24 protein-coding genes are annotated in these 26,824 nt (G+C 53.6%); 10 read left to right on the forward strand and 14 right to left on the reverse strand.

Annotation, left to right across the window (positions count from 1 at the left end; genetic code table 11):
- Positions 1–15: 15 nt before the first annotated feature.
- Positions 16–699 (reverse strand): class I SAM-dependent methyltransferase, encoded by a 684-nt coding sequence (locus ACR0EZ_RS20660; protein ID WP_480616571.1) that lies wholly within the window; start codon positions 697–699, stop codon positions 16–18.
- A 60-nt stretch (positions 700–759) separates the two neighbouring features.
- Here ACR0EZ_RS20660 and ACR0EZ_RS20665 point away from each other — a divergent pair, with 60 nt between their 5' ends.
- Positions 760–1,659 carry a LysR family transcriptional regulator gene (locus tag ACR0EZ_RS20665; RefSeq protein WP_480616572.1) on the forward strand — a complete coding sequence of 300 codons (900 nt, stop codon included), beginning with the start codon at positions 760–762 and terminating at the stop codon, positions 1,657–1,659.
- A gap of 107 nt (positions 1,660–1,766) precedes the next feature.
- Here the strand turns inward: ACR0EZ_RS20665 and ACR0EZ_RS20670 are convergent, their stop codons facing one another.
- Positions 1,767–2,720 carry a hypothetical protein gene (locus ACR0EZ_RS20670; protein ID WP_480616573.1) on the reverse strand — a complete coding sequence of 318 codons (954 nt, stop codon included), beginning with the start codon at positions 2,718–2,720 and terminating at the stop codon, positions 1,767–1,769.
- A gap of 53 nt (positions 2,721–2,773) precedes the next feature.
- Between ACR0EZ_RS20670 and ACR0EZ_RS20675 the strand changes: the two genes are divergently transcribed.
- On the forward strand, positions 2,774–3,706 hold the full coding sequence (locus tag ACR0EZ_RS20675) for a LysR family transcriptional regulator (protein WP_480616574.1): 933 nt from the start codon (positions 2,774–2,776) through the stop codon (positions 3,704–3,706).
- Positions 3,707–3,907: 201 nt separating this feature from the next.
- On the opposite strand, the gene ACR0EZ_RS20680 is transcribed toward ACR0EZ_RS20675, so the two are convergent.
- Both ACR0EZ_RS20680 and ACR0EZ_RS20685 read right to left on the reverse strand, forming a co-directional pair.
- Positions 3,908–5,758, reverse strand: a complete 1,851-nt coding sequence (locus ACR0EZ_RS20680; RefSeq protein WP_480616575.1) for an adenylate/guanylate cyclase domain-containing protein — start codon at positions 5,756–5,758, stop codon at positions 3,908–3,910.
- Positions 5,759–5,968: 210 nt separating this feature from the next.
- Complete coding sequence (locus tag ACR0EZ_RS20685; RefSeq protein WP_480616576.1) at positions 5,969–7,831, reverse strand: adenylate/guanylate cyclase domain-containing protein; 1,863 nt, start codon at positions 7,829–7,831, stop codon at positions 5,969–5,971.
- Positions 7,832–7,903: 72 nt separating this feature from the next.
- On the opposite strand from ACR0EZ_RS20685, the gene ACR0EZ_RS20690 reads away from it, so the two are divergent.
- Positions 7,904–8,356, forward strand: coding sequence for a YHS domain-containing (seleno)protein (locus ACR0EZ_RS20690; protein ID WP_480616577.1), 453 nt, complete (start codon positions 7,904–7,906; stop codon positions 8,354–8,356).
- A gap of 150 nt (positions 8,357–8,506) precedes the next feature.
- On the opposite strand, the gene ACR0EZ_RS20695 is transcribed toward ACR0EZ_RS20690, so the two are convergent.
- Positions 8,507–9,079, reverse strand: coding sequence for a carboxymuconolactone decarboxylase family protein (locus ACR0EZ_RS20695; protein WP_480616578.1), 573 nt, complete (start codon positions 9,077–9,079; stop codon positions 8,507–8,509).
- 286 nt (positions 9,080–9,365) lie between these two features.
- Between ACR0EZ_RS20695 and ACR0EZ_RS20700 the strand changes: the two genes are divergently transcribed.
- From ACR0EZ_RS20700 to ACR0EZ_RS20710, 3 genes are all read left to right on the forward strand, one after another.
- Positions 9,366–9,578 (forward strand): hypothetical protein, encoded by a 213-nt coding sequence (locus ACR0EZ_RS20700; protein WP_480616579.1) that lies wholly within the window; start codon positions 9,366–9,368, stop codon positions 9,576–9,578.
- 281 nt (positions 9,579–9,859) lie between these two features.
- The gene (locus ACR0EZ_RS20705; protein ID WP_480616580.1) at positions 9,860–10,120 is read left to right on the forward strand and encodes an ArsR/SmtB family transcription factor; all 261 of its coding nucleotides are present in this window, start codon (positions 9,860–9,862) and stop codon (positions 10,118–10,120) included.
- A gap of 153 nt (positions 10,121–10,273) precedes the next feature.
- Positions 10,274–10,957, forward strand: a complete 684-nt coding sequence (locus ACR0EZ_RS20710) for a hypothetical protein (RefSeq protein WP_480616581.1) — start codon at positions 10,274–10,276, stop codon at positions 10,955–10,957.
- Positions 10,958–11,331: 374 nt separating this feature from the next.
- Here the strand turns inward: ACR0EZ_RS20710 and ACR0EZ_RS20715 are convergent, their stop codons facing one another.
- Positions 11,332–12,060, reverse strand: a complete 729-nt coding sequence (locus ACR0EZ_RS20715; protein WP_480616582.1) for an alpha/beta fold hydrolase — start codon at positions 12,058–12,060, stop codon at positions 11,332–11,334.
- Between the two features lie 29 nt (positions 12,061–12,089).
- Here ACR0EZ_RS20715 and ACR0EZ_RS20720 point away from each other — a divergent pair, with 29 nt between their 5' ends.
- Positions 12,090–13,772, forward strand: a complete 1,683-nt coding sequence (locus ACR0EZ_RS20720; protein ID WP_480616583.1) for an FAD-dependent oxidoreductase — start codon at positions 12,090–12,092, stop codon at positions 13,770–13,772.
- 239 nt (positions 13,773–14,011) lie between these two features.
- On the opposite strand, the gene ACR0EZ_RS20725 is transcribed toward ACR0EZ_RS20720, so the two are convergent.
- From ACR0EZ_RS20725 to ACR0EZ_RS20760, 8 genes are all read right to left on the reverse strand, one after another.
- Positions 14,012–15,994 (reverse strand): heparinase II/III domain-containing protein, encoded by a 1,983-nt coding sequence (locus tag ACR0EZ_RS20725; RefSeq protein ID WP_480616584.1) that lies wholly within the window; start codon positions 15,992–15,994, stop codon positions 14,012–14,014.
- 468 nt (positions 15,995–16,462) lie between these two features.
- A complete protein-coding gene (locus ACR0EZ_RS20730) occupies positions 16,463–16,888 on the reverse strand; it encodes a GNAT family N-acetyltransferase (protein WP_480616585.1) in 426 nt (141 codons plus the stop codon).
- A complete protein-coding gene (locus tag ACR0EZ_RS20735; protein WP_480616586.1) occupies positions 16,876–17,562 on the reverse strand; it encodes a D-lyxose/D-mannose family sugar isomerase in 687 nt (228 codons plus the stop codon). The genes ACR0EZ_RS20730 and ACR0EZ_RS20735 overlap by 13 nt, the downstream gene beginning before the upstream one ends.
- The gene (locus tag ACR0EZ_RS20740) at positions 17,559–18,836 is read right to left on the reverse strand and encodes an amylo-alpha-1,6-glucosidase (RefSeq protein ID WP_480616587.1); all 1,278 of its coding nucleotides are present in this window, start codon (positions 18,834–18,836) and stop codon (positions 17,559–17,561) included. Before ACR0EZ_RS20740 ends, ACR0EZ_RS20735 begins: the two co-directional genes overlap by 4 nt.
- Before the next feature lie 12 nt (positions 18,837–18,848).
- The gene (locus tag ACR0EZ_RS20745; protein WP_480616588.1) at positions 18,849–19,889 is read right to left on the reverse strand and encodes an ABC transporter ATP-binding protein; all 1,041 of its coding nucleotides are present in this window, start codon (positions 19,887–19,889) and stop codon (positions 18,849–18,851) included.
- A gap of 23 nt (positions 19,890–19,912) precedes the next feature.
- Positions 19,913–20,749: a carbohydrate ABC transporter permease gene (locus ACR0EZ_RS20750; RefSeq protein ID WP_170336599.1), complete on the reverse strand. Its 837-nt coding sequence runs from the start codon at positions 20,747–20,749 to the stop codon at positions 19,913–19,915.
- Complete coding sequence (locus tag ACR0EZ_RS20755) at positions 20,746–21,552, reverse strand: carbohydrate ABC transporter permease (RefSeq protein WP_480616589.1); 807 nt, start codon at positions 21,550–21,552, stop codon at positions 20,746–20,748. Before ACR0EZ_RS20755 ends, ACR0EZ_RS20750 begins: the two co-directional genes overlap by 4 nt.
- Positions 21,553–21,665: 113 nt before the next feature.
- Complete coding sequence (locus tag ACR0EZ_RS20760) at positions 21,666–22,889, reverse strand: ABC transporter substrate-binding protein (RefSeq protein ID WP_480616590.1); 1,224 nt, start codon at positions 22,887–22,889, stop codon at positions 21,666–21,668.
- Between the two features lie 261 nt (positions 22,890–23,150).
- On the opposite strand from ACR0EZ_RS20760, the gene ACR0EZ_RS20765 reads away from it, so the two are divergent.
- From ACR0EZ_RS20765 to ACR0EZ_RS20775, 3 genes are all read left to right on the forward strand, one after another.
- Complete coding sequence (locus ACR0EZ_RS20765; RefSeq protein WP_480616591.1) at positions 23,151–24,158, forward strand: LacI family DNA-binding transcriptional regulator; 1,008 nt, start codon at positions 23,151–23,153, stop codon at positions 24,156–24,158.
- Between the two features lie 125 nt (positions 24,159–24,283).
- Entirely contained in the window at positions 24,284–25,357 is a 1,074-nt protein-coding gene (locus ACR0EZ_RS20770) for a LacI family DNA-binding transcriptional regulator (protein WP_480616592.1), read from the forward strand.
- Between the two features lie 374 nt (positions 25,358–25,731).
- A complete protein-coding gene (locus ACR0EZ_RS20775) occupies positions 25,732–26,685 on the forward strand; it encodes a DUF6635 family protein (RefSeq protein WP_480616593.1) in 954 nt (317 codons plus the stop codon).
- Positions 26,686–26,824 lie beyond the last annotated feature (139 nt).

Here is a 26,824-nt window from a genome sequence, read left to right on the forward strand (position 1 = left end):
GGCGCGAATACTGTTTCACAGCTTTCTCGCGACAATGTACCGGCTCGGCAATAACCCGGCTTGATCCGCTGTCTCGACGATATTGAAGCCCGCAAGTTCTATGGCATGCTGGAGTTCAGCTACGGATACAAAATTTACGAACGGAGCTTTCCCGAGCACCTGCATAATCGGGATCGCTATTCGGCTGATTATGCCATATTTGAACCCTCCACTCTCTGGAGCGCAGACGGTTTTGGAAATGAATACCCCACCGGGTTTTGTAAGGGTCGCAATGTGTTCGAGTGCATGGCCCATATCGGGTACAAGGTGCAGTAGATTATGAGCGAGGACAGCGTCGTAAGAACCGTCGTTAGGATCGTGCTGCAGAACCTCGGCCACATTGAACGTTACATTCTCCAGCTCTTCTTCAGCGAGTTTTTCGTTAGCGATTTCGATCATTCCCGGTGCGAGATCGGAGGCAATGACTTGAGCCACATGTGGTGCCAGTAGCAACGCGGTTGACCCCGTCCCACATCCGATTTCCAGCACGCTGTCTTCGGCTTTCAGGTAGGACTTTGTACGTTCAAGCGTTTTCAGATACCCTTCCATATTTCGGATAGGATCAGCCGCATATTTGCGCGAAATCTTGCTCCAAAATGCAGCATCTTTGGACAATGCAGCCATATCGTTTCTCTTTTCCATTGGTGTCACCGCAGCCATTATCTTAAAACGCCGATTTATTAAATTGCCAGATATTGCAGAACTGTTATGCATTAATGCATGAAATGGAAGGCTATCAATTTCGATTGGAACCAAGCTCGGTCCTTTCTTGCAACGGCAGAAGAAGGCTCGTTTTCTGCCGCGGCGCGCGTGCTTGAACAGACCCAGCCAACCGTCGGTCGTCAGGTCGCCGCGCTGGAACAGGCGCTTGGCGTCACCTTGTTTGAAAGGGTTGGCAAGTCGCTTAATCTGACAACAGCCGGTACTGAGCTTTTGGTGCATGTCAGTGAAATGGCAAATGTCGCGAACAGAATTTCTCTGACCGCAACAAGCCAGTCACAAGCAGTTGAAGGGCAAGTCAGGATCACTGCTTCCGACGTGATGTCAGCCTATCAGCTACCGCCTATTCTCAAACAGATCAGGCTCGCGGCACCGCGGCTTGAGATCGACGTTGTCGCAGCAAATGACATACGAGACATACAGCGGCGCGAGGCAGATATCGCAATTCGGCATGTGCGCCCGACAATGCCGGACCTGATTGCAAAGCTCGTGGCAGAAGCGACGGCACACTTTTACGCTGCACCTTCATACCTCGAACAGGTTGGGCGACCACGAAATGAAGACGAACTTGCTAAGTTGGATTTCGTCGGCTTTGGCGATGTTGACACGATGATTGGATTTCTCAATCCGGCTGGAATCGAAGTAACCCGCAAGAATTTTCGGATTGGATCGCAGAGCGGTATAGTGTCATGGGAGCTTGTGCGCCAAGGCTTCGGCATCAGTGTTATGTCAGACGATGTGGCGGCCCTGACACCCGGTGTGGAGCGTGTTCTCCCCGAACACGAGCCATTCAAGTTTCCTATCTGGTTGGCCACACACTCTGAGTTGCAAACAGCGCGAAGGATCAGGTTGGTATTCGATCAGCTTGCAGACCATCTCGGCTCGCGGACAAATTATTGAACGTGAGTTGGTCTGGTGTCGTGAATTGGAGTCTGCTTCGGGCTCAATGCAGTTATCCGCTGCATTTCGCATGAACGACCGCTTCTGAGTAGTCTGAGTTGCGGGTATTAAAGACCAGTGTCGTAGCTGGTGAGCCGGAAACTGCTTGGCTTCACCAACGCCCCCATCGCCGCAAACTCCTCGGCCCAGCTTTGTGCTTGTGCGTTCAAAGCCTCCATGTCCGGGCGGTTTGTCCAATAGTTGACGCAAAGCCAGGCCCCGCCTTCGCCTTGCCCGACCGTTCGGTAGAGAAGCGTGTCGTTCTGGTTCATCTTTTGGGTGATGGCCTCGAAGAATGCGCGCACCTCCTCTGGGTCTGCACCGTCGGCCTGTTCGAACAATACGATCTCGACATGTTTGGGGACCCTTAGGTCATCTGCGCCAACTTTCTGAGTCATACCGCCCTCCAGCCGCTTGAGCGGCATTTGTAGGGTCGTCGGACGATCCTCCGGAGCCGCAAGAGACCGACCATCAACAGGGCGCGCACCGAAATATAGGTGCCCAGCCGAAAAGTGGAGCACTTCGTATTCTGTCGTTGGTGCGTTCGCGGCAACGCCCATAACAGAGCAACCGCTTTCAAAGATGTCCTGCTCGACACCGACCACCCATTGCTCGGCGCCACATGCTCCCGGATCAGCGCTGTTTAGGAATCCGGCGAACCCCTCCATCTTGGGCGTGACGGTAAGGTAATCGTTCACGATCAGATCGACTTCTTTAGCCCCCGGCGCCACGTCCGAAGCCCCAACGACGTTCACGTCGCCGCCGAATTTAAGCTCCACGAGGGGCGTGGAACACGCCGGATCGGCAAATGTCGTGAAGTGAGCGTCAATGCGACCTGGAGCGAAGTTGATGGAACGCTTGAGATACCAAGAGGCAATCCCGTCCGGCCCGACCTGTGGGCGTAGTTCACAGGCGATGCTCTCCCATGTGCCGTCCAGGTCGATTGATTGATCCTGCGCCGACGCGGGTGTCCCGAGCATACTGGCGACAAGCAGGCAAAGCGAAGAGCGTGGAATTTCCATGGTGTTGTCCTGTTTTGTAATATTGCACAGGCATGCTGACACAATGGAATGACATGAAACAAATCGATCTTTATTATGAATTCATGAATCAAAATAATGCCAATCTTGCGGCCTTGGATTTGAACCTGATCACCGCCATGAGCGCGCTTTTGGAGTACCGGTCGGTTTCAGCAGCGGCAGATTCCGTGGGGCGTACGCAATCCGCCATGTCTCACAGCCTGGCGCGCCTGCGCGACCACTTTCGGGACCCGCTGCTAGTGCGTGACGGCTGGGAGATGCGGCTCACTCCTTTCGCACAGGAATTGCAACCACGAGTTTCCGCCGCGGCAGAGGCCGCCAGATTGATGTTTGAGACAAGTTTTGGGTTCGATCCGGCTACCACCACGCGCCGCATCCGCATTGCGGCACCTGACCTTTGTACGTCGCTTTTCACTGGGTTAGTTAGCGAATTGGCCAAACAGGCGCCACTCGCTTGTGTTGAATTCATTGAGAGCAGCCAAGCCCGGCAAGCAGTTTTGAGGTCTGAGGCGGATATCGGACTTGGATTTGGCTTTCCAAAATCAGACCCAAATCTTGTGCTTCACGAGATCGAGCCGCTTGATTGGAGCACATTCGCACCAGATAACCATCAGTTCGTTAGGGACACCTCGGTCGAGACTTGGAGCGCATCCCGGCACATTATTGTGGGAAAAGGCTATGCGCATGAAGGGCCGGTGGAAAAGGCTCTAAAAAAGCACGGAATCAAGCGCCACATCATAAATTACGCGTCGAATTTCTCCGCCGCACTTATTCTGGCATCGGAGACCAACTCTCTGCTGACCACACTCCGAGCACCGTTCGAAAAATCGGCGGAAAGACTAGGTATGAGAGCCACGCCCACACCGTTCATAATGGCGGATGCGCCGGCCGTCATGATGTTTCGCGCTGAATACGGCAATCCATTTTCTGTCTGGCTTAATGAAATTTGTCAGAAAACAATAAGCTGACGTTCGACGCAAGCGCAGAACCCCGTAGTTATTTGCTCACTAATAACATCCTCTTCAACTTGCGCTAGCGACCGGTTACAGCCCGAAGCGGACCTTCAATATCCGACTTTGCAATTCTCGTGTTGCGGACTTTTCTGCCCTTCGCAGCCGGGAAAGCCGTCCATGCTACGGAGGGGTTGTAAAGAGTTTTCAATGAAAAAATCACTTGTCACCAGACCCTGCTGGCACTTCATACCCAGCGCGTTCCAAACCCTCCATGATCCTGTCGATTAGAGCTTGTGGCATGCCCCGTGCGCGAAACGGGGCGCGAGGGTCCTTGTGAAACTCCGGAAAGCGTTCCCTCAATTGTGACGCTGTTTCTTCCGCCTTTTTCTGATTGCCGTTCAGCGCATAACTGGCGGCAAGGCTGGCCAGTGCCATGTGCGATCCTGCACCCTTTGTCAGTGCCACGTTTATAGCCTCCTGGTAATCGCCATTGGCGATTGCATTCAGATGATCGGCGTTTCTAAAGCCGGGGTGCAATTTTGGATTGAGAGCCCGTGCCCGTGCGATCCATTCAAGGCCATTTTCAAAGTCGCCCGAATAGGCGAGAAAGATACCTAGGTCGGCAAGGATCCAGGAATCATTCGGGTTCAACTCGACTGCCTTCTGCGCATATCTGTGAAACACCTCCATACTTTCGCCAAGCAATCGGCTTCGAACTGCCAGTGCGTAATACGCATCCGGGTTGTCCCGATCCGCTGCAATGGCTCTCTGGGCCGCATCTTCGCTGAGCTGCGCCCAGTCCGGATCTACGTCATAGGAGTACTTATAGGAATCCAGATAGTTGTAGGATAGGCGCGACCAGGCCAATGAGTACCCTGGCTCCTCTTCCACCGTATGCATTAGGCAGTCTCGTGCCCTACGATGTTCCGGCAGCGCAAAGGTCTGATAGAACCAATGCGCCGTCATATAGCATTCATACGCGTCCAGACTTTCCGGCGCCTTGTTGCGGATCAATTGCAGCATCTCGGTTTTGAACAAGGGCGCATCACTTGATCCGATTAGCGCAGCGATCTTCCGGGCGATCTCAAGCTGGACATCCAGAACGTTGGCGAGGCTAAGATCACCTTCAAAGGGACCCGGCGCCTGCAATTGCAAACAAGATTTGGCATCCGTAAATGTCGTGGTGACCCGCAAACGGCTTACGGATCGCTGCACTGTTCCACTCAAGATGTAATTTGCACCAAGTTCGTTGCGGATTGCGTTGCAATCGGTGTTGTTGCGGAAAGATATGCCTGCCTCTGGCGCCAGTACAAACAAATTTGAAAACTTAGCCAGCAAGGCGTTGATGTCGCGGGTCAATCCGGCGCTGAAGTATTCATCCTCCGGGTCGCTGCCGACATTCTCAAAGGGCAATATCAGAATTCGTGGGCCATTGGGTAAGGCATCGTCCGTAGCCGGGTAAATCAGGTACGAAACCATCAAGAGAACGAAGACGGCCGCCATTGCGAATAAACTTAGCTTTCTTTTTTCGCGCTTCGACGCCGGTTTCACCGCCTGGTCCGCTGGCCAGGTCCAAATCTCGATAGGCTTAGTAATGTTCTTTAGCGTATGCACTCCGGAATGCGCGAACCGGGCACCAATCTTGTCCAGCACCTGTTCCGCCACCGGCTTCGAGATAATAATGCCGCCAGGCGGGGCCAGCGCTTCGAGCCGCGCCGTAACGTTGACGCCATCGCCGAGCAGATCGCCGCCTTCGTCCATAACGTCACCCAGGTGAATGCCGAAGCGGAACCGCAGTATTCCATCCTCCAACTTAGCCCTGTTATGTGCCTTCAGTGCCTCCTGCGCGTCCAATGCCGCCCGCACCGCCTCCACCGGGCTGGCAAACTCTGCAACCACACTGTCGCCAGCGCTTCCAAAAATTCGACCGTCGTGATGCGAAATCTGAGCATCAATCACGGCGCGACAAGCCGTGAGCTCTGTAAGAGCTGCTTCCTCGTCCTCGCCCATCAACCGGGAATATGCCACAGCATCCGCGACGAGGATGGTGGTCAACCGGCGTTCCATAATTGTCTCCCGATCACTCAACCTTACTTCAAAGAGCTTTTTCTTTGTAGTCTGCGTTATGACGCGTCAAATGCTCTTTCTCGGGGAAAGAAGATGTACCGGGGTGTCCGATGAAGTACGGTGCCCGTTGTCTCGCATTGGGTCCGCTTTGGGGGTCTCTCCTGCCGTTCTCTGCGCTATTGATGAGCGGCTGGTGGCAGCCCGAAGCGGTCATTCAAAACCGGCCGCTCGAAGTCCAGATAGCAGCTCTTCTTGCCACTTGCCGCCACCGAACGAAGAAGCATAGGTTGCCGGATCAAAGAAAGGCGACAGTCTAAGCGCCGTCGTTCTGGCGCGCTCAGCGAGTTGTTTTTGACCAGCACGGTGTGCTGACATGGCTAAAACCGCGTGAGGCGAAGGGTCTTCTTTGATCGCGCTGATACCGCGTGTTAGCACTCCGACCGCATCGTCGTCACGATCAAGCAGGTAATACGCCATTCCAAGGTTGGCGAAGGCCCAGCTTGGGGGATGCGGGTTCAGTCGAAACGCCATTTCAATGGGTTCAATTGCTGCCGCCGGGTTGCCGGTATGCAGCAGCAGGCCACCGTGCGTCGCCAATGCCCAGGCATCGTTTGGGTTAAGATCAAGCGCCCTTTGGCTCTCTACAAGAGCGGCTCGGAGTTCTTGGCGCATCCACAGAGCTTCGGCTTTGATTGAATGTGCCAGCCCATTACGTGCATCAAGAGCAATTGCCCGATTCACGCGTTCAAGCGCGAGGTCCACTGACTCGTAGGGCCATTCGCTCCATCCCCACCAGGCGTCGGCAACATGGGTCCATGCCAGACCCGCTTCAGCATCCGAGAAGTTCGGATCCAGCGACAGGGCGCGCGCGAAGTACTTACGGGCTTTGTAATTTGCTTCACGTTCGGTTTTTCGCATCAGAACGCGACCGCGAAGATACATTTCATAGGCGTTCAGGCTCTCCGTTGGAGCCCGCTGCGCACGCTGTTCGACGTCGCGGCTCAAACCGACAGCGAGAGATCCAACAACAGCGTTTGCCACTTTGTCCTGGATTTCAAAAAAATCCTCTATTTCAGTGTCGTAGCGTTCCGACCAAATCAAGCTTCCATCTTCGGTGTTTGAAAGGTCAACCCCCAGCCGCAGATTGCCGCCACTCCGTCTTACAGTTCCACTTACGACGAAATCAGCCCCCAGCTTGCGTTTCAGTTCGTCCAGCCGAAAGTCACTTGAATAAGGCTCAACGGCGTTCCACGATAAGACGACTAGAGAAGGAAAGCGCCCTAGCTGACGTATGACCTCTTCGGTCAGACCATCTGCCAACCAAGTGTCGTCTTCACCTTCTGTCGGATTTCGAAACGGCAAGACAGCGACGACTGGTTTGTCGGCAGTTTTCGAAGCCTCTGGCTCACTTTCAGCAAAAAGTAACTCGCTGAGCACTCCGTGGCGGGAAGCGAAATAAGCGCCTAAAACAAGTGCAATCGCTACAGTCGCGATCAAAACGGGTATTCGGAACCTTTTCCATCCCCCCGCCTTTACCGCAGCTGATCCATGACCGCGAATACAGTAGATGTGTGTAGGCGTTGGAACATTCTTCAGTTTCTTGTGCCCGAGATCATCCACGAGCAGTCCGATACGCCCGCCTTCCTGTTCCAGTACCGCGGATGTGATCGCAATGCCCCCAGGCGGTGCCAACTGCTGAACACGCGCAGAGACATTCACGCCGTCGCCAAGAATGTCGTCGCCATCAATGACGATGTCGCCAAGATTAAGTCCGACGCGCCACTCCAAACCATCTTTGGCCTTCCGGTTTTCCTGAAACTCAATTGCCGCACGAAGCGCTTCTACAACACTTGGAAACTCTGCAAGAAAAGCGTCGCCAGCTGTACTTACGATGCGGCCTGCATGTGCAGTGACAATAACTTCAGCAACGGCATGGCCATCTTTTAATAATCCCAGCGTTGTCGTTTCATCTGCGGCGACCTTTGCAGTGTATCCCACAACATCCGCATGCATGATTGCGGCCAGGCGGCGGCCCGAGGAGGGCACTTCAGCGATCATACGTCTGTCGCTCATGTGGTTGTGATTCCTCATTGTCGCGATGGATCAGGCTTTATGGTAACATACCGCGGACATTGGGAGGCGATCATGAACGCGCTGGTACGGATAGTGATAGCGACTGGACTGTTAGGTGTAATCACCGGCGATGCTATCGCGGAAGACTTGATCAATGCACGACCGGGAGGTCTCGCAGTTAAAGGCTACGATGTGGTGGCCTATTTCACGGAGGAACGCGCAATTGAGGGTTCCGAAGACTATGAGCATGAATGGCGTGGAATCCGATGGCGCTTTTCAACGCCCGAACACCTTGCGGTATTTCAAGGCTCACCAGAAAGCTATGCGCCCCGTTATGGTGGGTTCTGTAGCGGGGGAATGGCTTTGGGAAACCGCGCGCCAATCGATCCAGAGGCCTTCGCGGTGATTGACGGAAAGCTATATCTTAACTTCTCAAAAGCTGTCGCGTCCGAATTTGTCGCAAACTCCGACGATAGGATCGAACAAGCAAATGCCAACTGGGAGACTATGAACGCCGGAAAGTAACGGTTCCTATCCTTTTTGTTGGCAAGGCATGCCGCAAAAAAGCCAGTTTGACGTGGAAATTGGATACTCGACCCGTGCTGCTATGCGTATAGCTGCTCTTGCCTATCTTGCAATGTACATTCAGATTGAGCGGCTTGACACGGCATCAATTTAAGGAATGTCGAGGCCATTTTCCCGGCCGAAATCGGTGTAGAAGGTGTCGCTGCGGTATCGGTTCAAAGTGGCTTCGTCCGCTTGTCTTGGATCGTTGCCAGGACTTTGGACACCTGTTCCTTCAATGAAGCGGTTCACGAGATTAAAGACACCGCACACTTGGATAGCATCAAACAAAGCACTCTCTGACCAGCCTGCCGCATAGACTGCTTTTGCGTCGGCTTCCGTCATGCGTGATGGCAAGACAGTGAGCTTTTCAATGTATGCCAGTAACGGTTTGAGACGATCCTCGACAGGTGCCGTATCACGGTCTTCCATCAGTGCCTCGATTGTCTCGACACCAATACCGTAGGCCTTGGCGAATACGGTGTGCGCCCCATGACAATAGGCACAAGCATTCAAGCCCGAGACATAGGCTGCGATTAATTCACGCTCGGCAACCGAGAGATCGCTCTCGCCCCGCATCACAAGGCTTTCGTACGCACAAAGTGGAGAAAGTTTGTCTGGAAAAGCCTGATAGACACTTCCAAGTGTTGCGTTCTCCGGCAGAGATGGAAAAAGACGTTTCATTCAATTTTCTTTCAATCTTGCTATGGATAGCTTTGTCGCAAAGTGAGGAAGTAACGATGTGTACGCAACCTTAAAGCAATTCCGGGTTCCGCACAGAGAGTCCTTTGGAAACCAGCGAGCGGAAGGTTTGCCTGATTGTGTGGCAGCGTGTTCGTCACTTCGTGAAAGGTAATTTCGTACGGTTCTCGTAAATTTGCAAAGTTAGCTTTCTGCGCATTCCTGTCGTTGGGGCATCGTGCAACATCGGTCAATTTGGGCTCACGGCAGACCTTCGAAAGTTCACAAAATGGAGCAGATCGTGGAATTTCCTCTAGCTCTGATCGGCATATTGATCGTTATATTGATCACGTGGCTGATTTTCTCCGTCGTAGGCGACATCGCCAGAGATCGTGGACACAGCCCCTGGCCGTGGTGGATCATCTCGCTTTGCTGGTCGCCATTCGGATCGATGATTGTTCTGTGGCTGTTCTTTGATGTTGTAGAAGAGAGTCCACAATAGGAGCGGGTGTGCCCAGGCGCTTTGAACATACCAACCCTAGAGCTCGTAAACCGGATGAGTTTCGCGGAACATGGAAAGGGCGGAACTACAGGCGAGGCGTGGGAAGGGCTTTGACAGTGAACCTTGTGATCTTCGGTGCGATCTTGGCTGGTGCCGTGTATGTTGTTCACGTCAAAGACGAGGCCAGACAGATTCCCAGAGTTTGGACTCTGAATTCTCATTGAGGAGTCACTTGTTGCAAGCTGAAATGGATAAAAAAAGCGCAAGAAGCTTCAGACTTTTTGAAGGCCATCTCCCACGAGGGACGCTTGCTCATTCTCTGCTATCTGACCACTGGCGAAAAATCGGTACGCGACATTCAGGAGCTGCTGTCCATCAGACAAGCCGCAGCATCCCAACAGCTCACTCGCTTGCGTTTAGAGGGACTGGTAGCCGACAGGCGGGACGGCAAATCTGTGTATTACAGCATCATTGACAAGCGCGTGTATCGCATGGTCCGCGTGGTCCATGATTTGTTTTGTAGTGAAGAGGGTTCGCAATAGGGGGCGAAGGTCGGGTGTGTGGGACAAAGCTGACATCTCGCTCCAATAGAGGCAGGATTAAGTTGAAGGGGAGAGAGAGGCACCATGTCCTTTCTGAAAAAAGGCCTGCCAAAACCTATATTCTAGGATGAGAACTGAAAGGAGAGTGAAATCATGAAACTACTTAATCGCACAATGGTGGTTGCTGTGACTGCTTTGCATCTGTCGGTCTCTCCTACTCTTGCTGAAGGATTGCCTGTCCAAGACCAGCAGATGTTGGCTTTGCGCGTGGCCGAACACAAACCGGAGACCGAAATTTACATCAAGGACCGTCCAATATTGGGATGGCAACTGACCGGCGACAAACTTGAGGATATCCCGGAGCCGATCCGCAGCGCACTGGGTAGCGTTGATTCCACAGGCTATGACGCTGAATATTTGGCCGAGAACAAGGGCTCAATTGTCGCCTTGCAGATGCGCGAGGACGGCACCGATTTCTACATCATAGGCAAAGAAACATTTGACAGAAAATACGAACTAGTTGCCTTGGACGCGGTGGCGGAAAAGAACGGCCGTCTGGTTGAGCGACTGGCGATAGCGCCCGAAGTGGAAAAAATGTTCATTGAGAGAGCCGACGGCCTTGTCGGCGCGCTGAAGACGACACCAGTCGAGATGGTACGAGTTTCCGCCCTTGGCTACGACCTGGACAACGAACTAACCATACAGGCGCCTTGGGGCACTCAGACGAAACCCGCCAATGCTGACGCATTCCTGGTCTGGGATAGTAGTAAAAACCAATACTACATGGTGAACGCTGGCAGCGACGGAAATCCGTCCAGCTACATCCCGGCGCGTTAGTATCTGCGGCCAGTGTAGATTTTGCGTACAAAATCTGCCATCTGAAACGGATATACCATCGCCATGTGTTCTAACTGCCAGCCTCATGGCCCTGCTGGTGGAATACTTGTCAAGTTTGGCCGTTTGGTTAACAGGCATTTTGGGCTCGGAGCGGACCTCGGTGCCGTTACAGCACAGGCCCCGGCCCGGCTGCCAGCTGATCACGCAGACGGCCCGTTGCAGACACTGAGCCATAAAATTTTCTTGCCTCTCTACATTCCGGAAGCAGACTTTTATGCAAATTTGCGCATTCAAGCGCATTCGGCTGGCATCAAATCGGCAATCATACTGCTACCCTAGCATCTCGTGCGGCGATGCTCGATCCGAGTAGTGAATTAACGGTCCCAATGGTCATTTAGGTGTACTGCGAATACCTCTGGGCATTCACATATGCTCCAATGCCCAACACCTTCTTCATCGGCCAAAGAGATACTCCAACGATTGCAAAACCTCTTTGCATACTTGATCGGTACAAATGGATCATCAGCGCCCCACATGACCAATCCTCGATCAGCTATACCTGAAAAATCTGCCGACCACTCTGCCGGGTTTTTTGCGGAACGGTAGAGCTTTAGAATGGCGCGTTTCATGTGGTTGTCGATACGCGGGGCTTCGTGATCAGCAATGGTTACAGGCATGCCCGCAGCAATAAGTTGCTGATGGAATTTCTTCGTGCTGCCAAGTGCCATGAAGAGCTCGCCCAAAATCGGCGTTTGCCATTTCCGGGCCAGGGAATGCCACTCGTAGCTGGGTTCCGGCACCGCGTTCACGACAGTCCAGGTCCTTACCGCCTCTGGGTTCATTTGCGCTGCCATGGCGCTCAGAGGCGCTCCCCAGTCGTGACCCACGATGTCAACCGGTCCATGTGCAGCTGCGGTGTCTTCCAATGTCTGGCTCACCCAAGCAAGGTATGCATCCTTGGTCGCGGCAAACCCGCTTGGTGTCGCCCCATCAAAGCCAGGTAGCGTGGGCGCGAGGAACTCTTCCTCGGCCAAGCCGAGGGCCTCGACCAGAGGGCCCCACATGTAACCTGTATCCGGCACTCCATGGATAAAAAGCTTCATAACATCGTTCCTTTGAAACGGCTAAGAAAGTGAACACACTCGAATGCGTGAATGCAAGCGCCTGCGATTCGTGCTTCCCCCACGATGCAGCCATCGCCTCCTCTGCGCGCGCCAACTTGTCCGATGTTTGGGTTGTTCCCGATCGCGTGGGCAAAATTACCCGAGACATGTCAGATCTGATCCGGCAAGATGACGTTGGGGAAACATTAGGGGCACATATGCTCGATCAGGATCGCGTTGATACCGAAATTTCTGCATCGAACACGGACTATGACCTTGTGGTCGTCGGTGCCGGAATCGCAGGTCTGAACGCTCTCAACGCAGCGTGTGAGTATCTTCCCAAGACAGCGCGGGTTCTTTTGCTTGACGAAAAGGACAAGGCGGGCGGCATGTGGAACACGGCCTATGACTACGTGCGCTTGCATCAACCGCATCCGATGTTCACGGTGGGGAACCTGAAATGGAACTGGCGTAAGCCACGTCACTATCTGGCCGCGCGGGATGAGGTGCGGGATCATCTGATCGGCGCTCTGACCTTGGTTCGTGAACGCGTTTCTTTGACCACCGAGTTCGGCCAGACCGTAAGCCGGTGCGAAGAGGTAGCTACAGCCCAGGGGCCCGTAGCAGAGATAGACTACCACCCGGCAGGCGCTGAAGCAGGCAAAGAGACCGTACGTGCGAACAGGGCGATACATGCGCCGGGCCTGAACTACGCTCTGGCAGAACCCTTGTCGCTTTCCAGCCGGAACGTGGTCTCGATCATTCCGCAGGACCTGCGTAGAACATTGGCCGTTCATCCCGGGGCGCAGGTCCATGTGATCGGTGGCGGCAAGACCGGGATGGACACGATTCTGGCGGTACTTGCCGAAGATCCCGATCGGAACGTCACGCTGATCAATGGGCGGGGAACGAACTTCATCAACCGGACAAAGTACATCCCGACCGGTCTCAAGCGATGGACGTCCGGTGAATTGGTGTCGCGTCTTTTTCGCGATGTTGCACTACATTTCGACGGAGAAAACGAAGATCACACGCTTGCCCACCTGCGCGCGGAGCATTCGACGGATCCGCAGACAAAAAACGGCGTGTTTCTTTACGGACTGCAGTCTGAAGATGAGCACGAAAGGATCCAAAACGGCGTAGAAGCAATTCACTGTGATTATCTGACGGATGTCGTGGATACATCGACGGGCCCCGAAATGAGATTACGCGGTGGCGAGACTCTTACGGTTCAGGAAGGCTGTATTTTTGTGAATTGCACCGGCAGCTTTTTCCGCGCTCAGACATTGGCCGATGCGAAGCCACTTGTGTCGCCAAACAATTGCATTTTGTCGATCAACGCACGCAACGCATTGCATTTCCTTACAAGCGTTTCAGGGTTCTTCGCGACGCATCTGCTCTATCGAAACCAACTCCGAGGCCACGGATTCTATACGCTTGATCTGGAAGCGCTGTTTCGGGAAAACCGCAATGCCTGGGTCGGGGCATCTGCGGCACAGGCCTACATGAACCAAGTGGTCGCCGTGCAAACCCTGCCGCTCATGCTCTTGGATCGTTGCGGGCTTGATCTAGACCGCTGGTATCCTCTGCCCCGCCGCATGGCAGGCTTACTGCGAATGAAAGCTAGCGCCGCAAAAGACGTCGCGCATTGTCGCCATACGCTAGACCGCGTTGTAGATCGTTTTGGCATAACAGGCGGCCCCGTTCAGTAATGTTCGCGGCGTGTTACTTCCTAGTTGGAGAATTGGTTTGACCTTGACGGCCCCGACCGGACCTTTGGCCAGTATGTCTTCGCCGCATTGCAGCTTACGCAAAGTGGACATCGCAACCACTCTATTGTTTGTGTTCTAAACTGGAACTGAAGTTTCACGCCATTTGAGTTCTGTTGGCGAAAGGGATGGAAGCCAGAAAGTTTTTGCTCCGGCTGGTCATTATTAGTCAAAATTTAGTTTTATTGTTCTTGGATCTCTTGCGTTAGGCTGGCTGCCAAGCTCCATTCCAGTAGTGGAAGAACCCTCAAATCTCGTGACTGCTCATTGCTCTCAAAAGCAATGGCAATGGTTTGCGTACCGGTCATATCATCCGGGTTCACGTCAACCATCAACCTTTTGATGCCTGAGTTCGGATTCTGATCCTTACAGTCTGAATTGTATTCGGTTTCGCATGGGTTTGCCGAGCGCAGAACAAACTTTGCTGCCTTCGGAGACAGAATGCGCACACGCATCCTTTGGCCGTTTTGGCGGAGCGTAGCAAGCGATCCGTCAATAGACACGTCCGCTTCCGTATGCATCGTCCAAGCAACCCGGCCTTTCATGTTGCTTGTGAATTCATCTTGAACCAGCACAGTTGTATCATCCACCAAAGCTATTCCACGCATAATCGTGTTTTTAGATTTTTCGTACGCATCAGAAAGATCAGCGATGGTGAAGTTGAACCCGGGAAACTGGCCAAACTCCTCGATTTGCGCTCGACCGGTTGAAGATTGATTAGTCGCTCCAAAAGTCAAGGTGTTCTGCCCGATCGTAGCCGTGCGGTAGTAGTCAAAACGTTTATCGGTAAAATACCCCGGTAGCTGGTAGTTTCCGATCCCCAAGTCCACAGCCCACCGCACGCCATTGGCCTCCAGAACAAATGTTCCTGCGTCCAAATTGTTGTGATGACTGCGGAGCGGTCCGGCTTTAAGCCCTACGAACGTAGCTCTTGGGTCGTCCCAAGCGGATCGTATTGTCACGATACCAAGCCCACCCGCCCAATAGGCGGTTTGACGAACACGTTTTGCTTCAAGCGCAAAGCGTTTCCACCAAAGCAATTCCAAAGCCGGATGGGACGACGGCACAGTGCCGAGAACCTGAACGTCATAGCCTGGTCGGCCAAAGTATGACGCCAGCCAAGAAAGCGCAACCAGATCAGTATTTGTGTTGCTATCACCAAAGTTGAAGAGCATTCCTGTCGGTCCTGTGGAATGGATAATGAACTCCCCAAAGCTCTCCAATCCGACCGAATTTGAAAGCCCAAAGTCATGGCCAAGAACTGAATACAGAGCCTCGATTGTTATCGCCATGTCTCGGGCCGCCAAAGCACCGTACATTGGCCCTTCCGACCATGCTCCGTCCGGCGCAAACACGGAAACCCCATTGCGAATAGAGCCTTGAGCGCGTTGTATAGTACGACTGGCCAAGTCGGGATCTGCTTTAGAAACAACCAAAGCTGCGACGATCATTCCGGCATTGCATACAACATTCCAGTTGAATGATGCGACGGGCCACGTGATGTCTGCAGTTCCGGTTCCATCAGGTAAAATTTCGGGAATTGACGTTGGATCGACCCAACGTTGCGGCTCTACCCAGCCGTGATCGAAATATAGCCCGTCCAGATCATAGATCTTGTCGGCTTGCTTCAATGCCTTTTCGATCAACGCGGTCTCAATGGCTTGACGATCTTGGGGATTGAGGGACTCGTTTATCCAGCTATACCCAATGGAGACAGCCAATGCGACCCTGCTAAGACCCAGAAAATTCTCAGGGTGCCAGTTGTCCAAGTTGGAAAGTTGTAGTAGCTCCATCCGGGTTCGCTCGGCATAGCGTTTGTCACCCGTCAAACGCCACGCCATGGCCAATGTCGTCAGGCGTTCAACAGGCCTTTCACCAAAACCCGCAAAAGCCTGATGTATCTCGCCTTGCTCTTTTTGAAGTATGTCGACGATCGTAGGTGATCTGAGGTGCGCATTCGCCTCTTTAATTAGCTCTTTGTACTTCAAATCAAACTTTGCATCAGTGTGCCGCTGAGCCTTAAGCCGCTGGACGACCTCTTGAGTGAGAAGTACCTCGGGTACAAAAGACTGCGACGCTGCGTTCGATGCGCAAAAGCAAAGGAAGAGTGATATTGGCAGAAGACAGGCAAAACGTATCCTAGCGCTCAAGACAGCCGCGATCATGACAAACTTTCCGTTGCTAAAACGCCTACGAACTGACCCTGCAATTTGAAGTGCATACTGTCAAAGGTGAGAATAGCACCATTCAGGCTCTTCAATTCCGAAAGATGACGGCGAGTATGGCTCTCTTCAGAGTCATATTTCTAGACCAAGCTCAAATTCGGTCCTGTTATGCGCGGCTCAGGATCCTCCGTCGGGGTCGCCATTGTCATCAGAAGCGAACGGCCCAAACCTGCCATTGAGCAAAATCCGAGATCGCTGCAATGCGCCCGCCAAAGCCGCCATTCGCCGCAGCTGCAAACATGGGTGTCTGGCGAACCAACGGTCTGCGGACAAAACCTGCCTCGGTGTTTCCCTTTCGAATAACTGTTGTATGCGCTTTGCAACCGCGGAGTGACACACCTCAACTAAACTCTGCAGCAAATCCGTTGTGAGTAGCCGATAATGCACTCTTAGGCTTCGCACGGAGGGTCAAATAATTAAACGTTGCAAAAACCAACGACAGTGCTCTGGAGGCGTCTTATCCGGCCCGTTTTCCAGATGGCCAAACTGTACAAATCCCCAACGAAGATAGACCTGTCGGGCCTTAGGGTTTGAGGTATCGAGCCAGACGCTATGACAGCCTCTTGCCCTGGCCAAAGTACAAGCGCGGTCGAACAGGGCTCTTGCCAGCCCCTGACGCCGAATTGGTGGGGCCACCCAAAGTACTTTTAGCAAGAACCAACCGTAAGATGTTGTACCCAAAAGCCCGCCTTTCAGAACTCCATCCTTTTGGCAGACAAGTTCAATTGTACTGTTGACACCTTGCGACTGCTGGCGGCTCAGATCGTTCAATAAGGAACTTTCCAATTCCAGCGCCAGATCGTCACTATCGGTTTCATCAATCAGCCAAACCATTTTGAGTAGTCGCTGACCAAAAGATGTGTTGGAAAAGTATCCTCCTCAACCTCAGAGAAACGTCCAATGGGCTCACGAAAGACATTGTCTGTTTCATCGTCATTGACGGTCGAGACCTCACCGATCAGAACGTCCCCGCCTTCGCCCCAGAACGCGTGCCAATCGCCAGGGCGTAAAGTGACGCTTTCACCGGGCGCCAGGCGCAGTTTCTCACCCGGACCAAAGTTGTGGCGGATGCCGTCCAACCAGACCACTCCACCGCGGTCTTCTGCAAAACCGCCCGCGTCGTCCGAGCCGAAGAGTTCAACGACCAGCGTCGCGCCGCCGCGGTTGATGATATCTTCGGCCTTTAGAACATGCGTGTGCATTGGCGACAGCTGATCCTGCCGTGAAATCAGGAGCTTCTCGGCGTAGCACATGCCGCCGCCTTTGGCCAAATCACTCTGTAGACCGTTGCGCAGCGTGAAAAGAAACAGGCCCATCCTATCAAAGTCACCGGCACCATAGTCGGTGATATCCCAGCCGTAACGCGCGTCGATCACGTGACGGACGTCACGTTCACGTGCCTTGAACTCCTCGGGTGTCCAATAAGCGAAAGGTGGTAACGTGAAACCGTGAGAGCGAATTACGTCGTCTGCGTACGCCATAACCTCGTTGATACGTGAGCGTTTCATGCAGCCACTTTTTGAGCCTTGAGGATTTCGATTACCATTGCAGCCGTCCAGGTAAAGTCTCCGCCGCCACATGGCTCCCCACTGACTGGATCATAGTATTCCGCAAAGCCGCTTTTCTCGATGAGGCGCAAGCTGTCAGCCAGGATGCGCTGCGCCATAGCGTTCTGTCCCGACCGGGCCAGACCTTCCGCGATCAAATAATTCACGACCAACCATGTTGGCCCACGCCAATAGCGTTTGCTGTCAAAGGCGTCATCCGCCGGATCGTGACTGGGCACCAGATAATCGCATCGCTCGGCCAACAATTCGATCCTTTGAGCCAGCGCTTCGGCGCGTCCGTTGGGCACGTGCGCAATTGCCGCAAGTAAGCCACCGACCGTTGGCGTGTCCTGCAATCTACTCGCGGCACGGTTGTAACACGAATATTGCCCAAGCGTTGGATTCCATAAGTTTTCCAGCGTTGCGCGGCCCTTGGCAGCCATATTACGGGCTTCGGAAGCCATCGACGGAATGCCCAAGATTTCGGCCAATTCAGCGACATCGTCGCAGGACCTTATCAGGATGGCGTTAAAGCCCGGGTCAACCAGTCGGAATGGTGAGGCGTCATGCAGTTTCGCATTGTCCCATCCCAATTCGCGGAAGTGCTCAACCAACCAGATATACCTTTGATACTGATCATCAGTCGGGCGGTGTTCGGGATTGGCGTGTGCCGTATCGCGCCGGGTAAAAGGGGTTACGCCCTCAGTTGGCACGGCCTCCAACCCCTCGTCCCAATCTACAGAATTGTCCCGACCAGACTCCCATGGGTGCAGGATCGCCACCAGCCCAGTGCCTTCGGGATCACGGTTGCGATAAAACCACTGATGCCATGCATGGACTTTCGGTAAGAGCCTGCCCAGACGCGCACGCGCGACAGCTTTGTCATCAGAGCGGTCGTAAAGCTTGCGTAAAGCCAAGCCAGCGACCGCTGGCTGAGTGATCCCGGTCGTGGGTACGACTTGGCCGGTTTGCCAGACATCGGGACCGGGAAAATACCCGTCATCAGGTTCGTGGAAAACGATATGGGGCACCATACCGTCATCCCACTGATGCGCCATGAGAGTCTCGACTTCGACCCAGGCCCGGTCCATGTCAAAATGCGAAAATCCAAGCGCAGACAAGGCGCTGTCCCAGTTCCATTGGAACGGATAGAGACCGTGGGTTGGCACAGTATAGCTGCCCCGGTCATTTCCTTCCATAATGTCACGGGCCCGATCAATCAGCGCTTGGCTCATCCTGCTTCTCCCTTAGGCGACGGCCAGAGTGGTTTCCGGGTCAAACCAACGTCCCCTGCCTTCTTGGGGTGCCAGTGTAATTACGTCGCCCGGCTTCACGTTGAGTTCACTGTCCAATACAGCGCGGAACTGGTGCCCGTCGACATCACAAGTCACCAGCAAATGTGCGCCCAAAGGCTCAACGACCTTAGCGCGCGCACCAAAGCCCGCATCAGCAACGCGCAGATCTTCCGGGCGAATGGCCCATTTCAGATCTTTGCCACTTGCCGGGCCGTCAAAGTTTTGCCCTGCGACGGTCCAGCGACCAGAGCCCGCAGCTTCAGCGGGGAGGAAATTCATCGGCGGGTTGCCGATAAAACTGGCCACAAACTCGGCCGCTGGATCCCTGTAAACCTCGATGGGCGAGGCTGCCTGAACGATTTTGCCCTGATGCATGACGCTGATCCGGTCGGCCATGGACATGGCTTCGACTTGGTCGTGGGTCACATAGATGGCGGTGGTTTTGCTTTCGGCCAAAACGCCCTTTAGCTCAGCCCGCATTTCCATCCGCAACAGTGCGTCCAGGTTCGAAAGCGGTTCGTCCATCAGGATTACGTCCGGCTCCATTGCCAATGCACGGGCAACTGCGACCCGTTGGCGCTGACCACCTGACAGCTCACCCGAATAGCGCTTCAAGAGCTGCTCGATATGCATCAACCCTGCCGTACGCTCGACGCGGCGTTTAACTTCGTCATCGGGCAATTTTTGCATCCGCAGTCCAAAGCCAATGTTCTCGAACACCGTCAGGTGTGGAAAGACCGCATAGTTCTGGAACACCATCGAAATGCCGCGATCCTTGGGCGATAGGTGATCCACACGACGCCCTCCGATCCAGACTTCACCGGTTGTAGCCGTCTCAAGTCCGGCGATGATACGCAAGAGTGTAGACTTACCACAGCCAGAAGCCCCCAGAAGGACCATAAATTCCTGGTCTGCGATGGTCAGGTTGATGTCGTGCAGAGCTTGGTAAGACCCAAAGCTCTTGGCGACGTTTTTGATCTGTATTTCAGCCATAACAGTTTCCTTTCAGCCACCGCTCAGCGGTTGGCGATGCCCCACATGGCAAAGAGATATTTGCGCACAGCGAAGATGAAGATCAGTGCAGGCACCACGAGGATGAAGCCGCCTGCGAATTTCAGGTGCAACGGAGCTTCGCCCAATGTCTGCAATAGGAACGCGGGAAGCGTCCGGTTCTCGATGGTCAGCACGGCCGCCGCGAACACTTCGTTCCACGAAATCACGAAGGCGAAGATCGCCGAGGCCGTGATCCCAGGTAACACTAGAGGTAGGATCACCTTGGTAAATGCGGTCAGGCGCGTGCAGCCCAAAGTCCAGGCTGCTTCCTCCAGTTCCAACGGAATGCCCGAGAAGAGCGAGAAAGTGATCAGCACCGCGAACGGAATCGCCAGGGTCGTGTGCACAAGAGACAGGCCAAAGGCCGTGTCATCCAGCCCTGTGCGTATAAAGAGAACCGCAAGTGGAAGCGCCAGAAGCGGAAGCGGGAAAGCCCGCGTCAGCAAGATCAGCAACCGGAACAGCTCTTTCCCTCGAAATTCAAACCGAGAGAGAGCGTAACCTGCCGGCGCTCCGATGGTGATTGACATCACCATCGTCAGCACAGCAACTACCACCGAGTTCCACAAAGCCATCAGCATCCCCTGGAACCCCATGAAGAAGTTTATGGATCCCATATTGAACTCCGGAATGAAGCTCTTCGGGAAGCTGTTCACCGTTTCCGGCGAAGACATCGTGTTCACGAACAACAGGTAGAGAGGTACGATCACCCAGGCACACAGCAATATCACTCCGGCCCGGTAGATCCCCCTGCCCGCCTTTCGGGCGTCAGGGGCTACAACATCAGCTACAGCGGTCATATCGTTGCTCCTTTCGGGACACGCAGTGCGCGCATGATGAGCAGAGTAAAGACGATCGAGATGATCAGAACGATGATCGCCAGTGCAGCTGCTCCGCCGCCATTTTGCAGGTCAAATTGGTAGGCATAGATTTCGCCCATGAGCACTGGGAAGAGCGTGCCACCGAGCGCTGCGACCACAGCAAAGACTTCAAAAGCCAGAATGACGCGCAGGATCAATGCTGTTTGCAGCGATGGACGCAACATTGGCAGGGTGATCCGGGTGAATTGCTTCCACCGAGAGGCTCCAAACACATCGGCGGCCTCATAATATTCTTTGGGGATCAATCCGATGCCCGCCACCAGGATCACAAGCATGATCGCGGTCGCACGCCAAATCTCGGCCAGCATGATCGCCAGGAAGACAATCCACGGGGATTGATAGCTAAGCAAGCTTACAGGTTGGTCCGTGACACCAAGTCCTACCATCATCGAGTTCAGGAAACCCGATTGCTCGAAGATCGCCAGCCAGATGATACCGGCAGCAAGGTCAGATATGCCAAGCGGAATTGTCCAAATATATAGAACCAGATCGCGGCCCTTTTGCATCTTCGTGACCATCGTGGCCATCAGAAGGGACAGTGCCAGCTGGATCGGCACGACAGCAGCGGCCAGAAGGAATGTATTCTTCATCGAGATCGGGAACTTCCAGTAGCTCACAACCTCGCGAAAGTTATCCAGTGAGAAACCGTTCTCTGTTCCAAACGCCTCCTGCGCAACCAGCACAAACGGGTAGAGGAAAAACAGACAGAGAAACAGGGTCACCGGGAGGATCAGAAAGTATGGCAATAGCCGCGCTTCCATCGGACCGCTCCTTTAAATTAAGAAAATGCTGGGAAACGGGCCGCCGGCAAAGCGGCCCACATATTTGTTTGGACTTATTCGACGGGACATGGGCCGTCTGAAGGCGCATCAGGAGCCCAGCAGGGAGCGCCAGTTTCGTTCATGATCTTTTCGAGCTGTTTCTTTTGATCATCCAGAACCTGCTCGATGGGTTGCCCCGCCAATACAATGCGCTCGAACGTGTCCACATAGACACGGTTGAAATCACCACCCATGCTGCCCAAACCGGCAGGCAGCAGTCCAGGATTGGCGTCTGCCGATCCGCTCATTGTGGCGACCGCTTCTCCTGCGGCCTTGACCGAAGGCGGCAGGTCGTCCGGCAATTCTACTTCAACCACGGGGAAGAAATTTGTGGCCTTCAGCGTCGCAATTTGTGTTTCGGGCTGCATCAGATAAGTCACCAGAGCTTTCGCGCTTTCGGCGTCCGGTGCGGTACGCGGGATGGCAACACCAGCCAGAACAGGCATGAAACCACGACCAGTCGGACCCGCAGGTGCCGGGAAGGCGACGAAGTCGTCAGGGCGCTCATTGAAGGCCTGCGCCAAACGCGAGGTATGATCGAAAACGATCCAGGCATCGCCGTTCAACAGCTGTTCCTGCATGAAAGAGAAGTTGGTCGATGCAGGGTTTGTATGGCTCCACAGCTCTTTGAATTTCTCCCATGCCGTCACGGCCTCCGGCGACGCAAAAGTACGCACAACACCATCTGTGTAGGACGGATAGAGGTAGCCCTGGAAGAACCGGTGCTTCAGCCCCTTGGGACCCGCAGGAAAGCCGAATTTCTTCTGGCCGGTCGCTTCTTCAACATTGGCCGCCCAGGCGATCAACTGGTCATAGGTCAACGCATTGATATCTGCACCGTCGGGCAGGTACTGCAGCGCTTCAGTGTTCGCGGCCATGATGTAGCTCGCTTGCATCCATGGCATGTAGTGAAGGCTGTCAGTTCCAAGCTTGGCCAGATCGTTAAATGTGTCTGAGGCCGACGTGACGCCCAGTTCGCCGAGATCCATCAGGTCTTCGGGGTTCATCGCCGAGAAGTTACCATGCAAGGACCCCAGCAAATCAATGCTGCCCGAACCAGCTTGCAGTTCGGCTTGCAGACGTGTCAGCCACGGCCCATCTTCGTTCGGCTGGTAATCAACTTCGCCATTAAAGCCTCCAAGGACCTCGGTCCGCATCGCCTGAGCTTCTTCAGCAGGTCGGGCCTGCGTTGACCAGAACAGAGTTTCCGCTTGTGCGGCAGCGGCGCCGACAAGCATGGCAACACCGGATACGGCACCCGCCAGTTTCGAATGAATAGACATGTTTTCCTCCGTTATGCCTGAGGTTGACCGACAACTGGCAACCTCCCTCCCTCGCCGACGAACTTGGATTAGCCTATGGCGAATGGAAGCACTATGATACAACGTTATATCAGGAGTCAAGCCCGAGGCCATTTTGTGTTTTTTATATTTTACTTGATATTTTTTTGAGTCCCCTGCAAATTTAGAAGAACGTTATATCTAAAAACAGCTGCCATGATGAAAAAGCCCACCCTATCTAGCGTTGCCAAAGAAGCGGGCGTATCGGTCCCCACCGTCAGTCAGGTCATGCGCGACACTGGGCGAATTTCAGAGCAAACGCGGCAGAAAGTCCTGAACGCCGCAAAGCGATTGCGATACGTCCCAAATCACGCAGCAGCCACTATGCGATCAGGCGAAAATCGCGAAGTCGGCTTTATGTTGAATAAGCTGGCGAACCCATTTAACTCGGAAGTTGTCAGCAGCGCCGTTGACCTTCTTGAGTCCGAAGGCTTCATGGTTTCGATCCTCGATGCGCAAGGCGATCTTCAGCGCCAGGACCGCCTCATGGAAGCCTGCATCCGATTTGGTCGCGGGGGATTGATCTGGGTTCCGGCACTCGAAACAAAAGAAGACTCGTTGGAGCTCATAAATGCTCATAACGTGCCCACTGTCACCTTTATGCGGAAAGTGTCGAAGTCTCTTGACTATGTCGGCGTTCTAAACACCGAAGCTCTGATTCAGGCGACACAGCATTTGATCGATTTAGGGCACAGGCACATCGCCTATTTTGGCGGAACCGAGCAAACATCCGTGCGCGAGGAGCGTATAGCAGGATACTTGGACGCTTTAAAGCCGTTGGATGGCGTGCAACCGATTATTTGGCCCTGTGACGACAACAAACGCGCTGGCTTTGATGCAATAGCAGCACTCCGAAAGCAGCATCCTGAGGTGACGAGCATCGTTTGCAATGGTGATGTTGTAGCGCTTGGAGCCTGCCTTGGACTGATCCGATCCGGGCTAGCGCCGGGACATGATTTTTCCGTCGTGGGTTTCGATGACATTGAGGATGCCGGTATCGCGACCCCCGGCCTCACCACGATGGCGATCAACCCAAAAATGCTGGGCACGCGATTGGCCGAGGTCCTGTTGGACCGACTGAGAACACCAAACCTCCCTGTTCGGCATCTCGAATACTCTGCAACGTTGAAAGTGCGAGAAACTTCAGGAGCCGTGTCCAACCCTTAAAAGTGTTTCAGCTCAGAATGTTACAGCAGCAGGTCGATACTCGTCCAGCGCGTGGAACGAAGGACTAATATGCGTTGCACCCTGGCATCTCGACATCTTTTACCCCGTAGTTATCGAACAGCCTTATGTCGGATGGAAACAAGAAAAAGCATTCAAGAAAGGTTGGCCCAAGGGTAACAACCCTTGCAGACCTGTCCGAACATACCGGGCTTTCTAAGAGCACCGTCTCGCGAGCGCTTTCCGGCTATTCCGACATATCTGCGGAAACAAAGCAAAGAGTGCAAGATGCCGCGAAAAAACTTGGCTACCATCCGTCAGCAATCGCCAGATCCATTAAGACAGGTACGAGCCAGTCTGCAGCCATTATTTTGCCGCAGGGGTATGAGGAAGCGAATGCACTAGCAACACTTGAATTGATTGAAGGGATTAGCAACGAGCTCCTGTCCAAAGATTGGACATTGACTGTTTGTTCGACGAACGGTCTTGATAGGCTTTCAGAAATTCAGCGCCTGATCATTCAAGAAAAACGCGTCGATGGTTGCATCATACCCACTCCGGCGACTAACGATTCACGCATTGAAATGTTATCCGAATATGGGATGCCTTTTGTCACCTATGGCCATGTCGACGGTTTAAGCAGCCTGTATTGCGATGTCGATATCGATGGTTGCATCGCAAACTCTGTGTCTATTCTTAAAGACAGCGGACATACCAGAATTGCGTTTGTCGGGCTCAATAAGAGCAACATTGATCCCGATCATTGGTTACACAGCTTTCATCGGTCGATGAGCCAATCTGATTTGGCCATAGTACCAGGGTTTCAGAGTAATAACAGTTCAAGCGTGCAAGATGCCAAACAGTTTGCTCAAGTCCTGCTGTCGTCGAGCAACCCCCCGACAGCTTTTTTGTGTGAAAGTGATACTGTTGCCTTTGGGGTGTATGCAGCGTGCCGAGAACTCGGGATTTCAGTTGGTGAACAAGTCTCGGTAATTGGGTTCGGAAATCATACTTTGATTGATTGCTTCTCCCCTGGATTGACGAGTTATTCGGTCGACTACCGAAAGTCTGGTGCCGAACTGGCAAACCTGCTCTTAGACCATATACAAAATCTGGACGCCCCTAGGTGCGGCTATCTCGAAGAAGCAGCTCTGGTCCGTCGCGAATCTGTGGGGCAAAGGAACTCAATTTCGAGCTCTTGAGCAAAAAGGGAACCACCAATATTGCTTAGGGATCAGTTCCTCATGCCAGCCGGGTTTGGAAGCTTTAGGATTGCTCGGTACCGCAACAATCTCAACATTGGTGGTTCTCCGCCAGAAACGCACAAAGTGCACAGTCAGGTTCTCGCGCCGCGATTGATCTGGCCATAGCCGCGAAACTTTCGAAGGAACACTGTTACTGACGCGTTGAAAACAGAACGTGGACGCTCCAATGTGAAACCTCGCCAACGCCTTGCAGCAACTATGTGCTAACGTGAGATGTAACTAATAGCTCGGAAGCAAGCGCTCCAATACAAGAAGCAGTAAGGAAAGCGCTTCTTCGTTGCTCAGTGTGAGGGATATGCAGGGTAACTGCCATGTTTTCATCATCAACCCCCACCATTGCATCCGACATAGCTTCATCATCGAAGCACCGTGACTACTTCGCAGACCGACGGGCGAAAGTTGATGAGTTTATTGCGAGACATTTCACTTGGCCCGGAACACTTAGCCTACATCGATCAGCGCTCGGCTTGGACATTATTCGAGCCCCAATAAATGTGATGCTGTCACCGGCATATGTACTGACGCGCATCGCGTCGTTCCTATTCTGTCGTATTGGATGGAGCGCAGGCGCGGACTTATTGGCTTCACGACGCATCTTGCTGCGCACTACCGTGGCTCGTAGGGTAGAGGCCTGCATAGTAACCGATCTGCTGCAGCTGCCAGTGGCATACGATTCTGATGCGTTGTCGCAAACGGTGCTTGCAGCGCCCGAATTCCGTGAAATGATACGCAAACGCAAGAACACAGCAGATGCCGAGGCTCTTGGCCATCGAATTGCATGCGCAATTTCTGAATACGTGGGAACACGGTTCGCCGTGGCTGAAATGACCACTGTAGTCTGCATGCTTGGTATCGGTGCTCTAGTCTTTCAGGCGATAACGCCAGGTGCGCTGTCAATGGCACCGGGTATTGCCGAAGCCATGGCAAGGTCCACAGCGATCGCGGAATTTCCACTGGGCCAAACAATTGGAGGGATGTGGTACGGCGTATTTCCGGCGGGAGCATCACCTGGCCTGATCACCGCCACGGTTGCCGGGCTTGTCATGATCGGGTCGGTTATAGCTGCGTTCGCAGGTATGTTGGCCGATCCGGTGCAATGCCACCTTGGCATCCACCGCCGACGCCTTTTACGCCTGATCGGCACGCTCGAGGCGGAACTTGCTGATGCCAGCTACAGACCCATTATCGCGCGTGAGCACTACTATGCGCGGTTTCTGGACCTTTGGGATGCCGGAACGAGTGCATTTCGGTTCTTCCGGAACTAAAAAACAGGCACGCACGTATAGTTTATCCCAATCACAGTCGGCCCATTGCGGATGGAGTGGGTGGCTCCTGCTCCACCGGCGTCGCGATGCGCCATACTGCAGTTGTCTTGGACTGCTAGGAAAGGAGCCACCCAATGAC

Source organism: Ruegeria sp. AK4 (assembly GCF_056541025.1).